This window comes from Mucilaginibacter sp. RCC_168 (genome assembly GCF_041355315.1).
GTDB lineage: Bacteria > Bacteroidota > Bacteroidia > Sphingobacteriales > Sphingobacteriaceae > Mucilaginibacter.
This window is the reverse complement of sequence record NZ_JBFUPN010000070.1, coordinates 1-839: the sequence shown is the minus strand read 5'-3', so window position 1 is coordinate 839 and position 839 is coordinate 1. Positions and strand designations below refer to the sequence as shown.

Annotated in this window: 1 protein-coding gene; it reads right to left on the bottom strand. The window is 42.0% G+C overall.

What is annotated here, in order from left to right; translation table 11 throughout:
* The coding region (locus tag AB6735_RS27990; protein ID WP_370999479.1) for an AMP-binding protein at nucleotides 1-773 on the bottom strand (773 nt) is incomplete at its 3' end.
* Nucleotides 774-839: the final 66 nt, after the last annotated feature.

The window sequence follows — 839 nt, the reverse complement described above, 5'->3', positions numbered from 1 at the left end:
TCAATCTCACCGGGTTCGATACGGTATCCCCTTATCTTGACCTGGTCATCACCGCGACCGAGGAACTCGATATTGCCGTCGGGGAGCCACCGTCCCAGGTCACCAGTTCTGTACATACGAGCACCAGGCTCGAAGGGATCTGCCACAAACTTCTCTGTTGTCAATTCCGGATTATTCAGATATCCGCGGGCAACACACGCACCGGATATGTAAATTTCACCTGGTAACCCTAGCGATACTAGCCTGCGGTGTCCGTCCAGAATGTACAATCTGACATTGTCTACAGGAACACCCAGGGGGATAACCTTCAGCGTTTCCCATTCATAATTATTAACGGTATAAAAAGACACTACATCACTACATTCTGTTGGGCCATAGGAATTAATCACTTCTCCATTGTAGAATTCAGATTTAGACCATTCAAGAAGTTCATTTATCGCAATAGGTTCTCCCCCTAATATGACTTTTTTTAAAGAGAATAACTTTTTATACCCGTCATTTATCGTGGTATCCAGCAAAGGGTAGAAAGCACTTGGTGCTGAATTAACTATGGTTATTTTTTTCTTTACTATAGTATCTGCCAATTCCAGATGATTCAAATGACCGCTTTTGGGTAAACATAATCGTGTACCTGAAATTAAAGAGGAAAAAATATTTTTCTGGGCCAGATCAAATCCAAATGGTGCTATAAGTAGAATATGGTCTTCTGGGTGTAATAATAAAAGTCTATTATACCAATAAATAAGATTAATAAATGACGCGTGCTCGATCATAACGCCTTTCGGCCATCCCGTAGAACCGGAGGTATAGATGACATAAGCGAGATTAGCAGGGAGGAG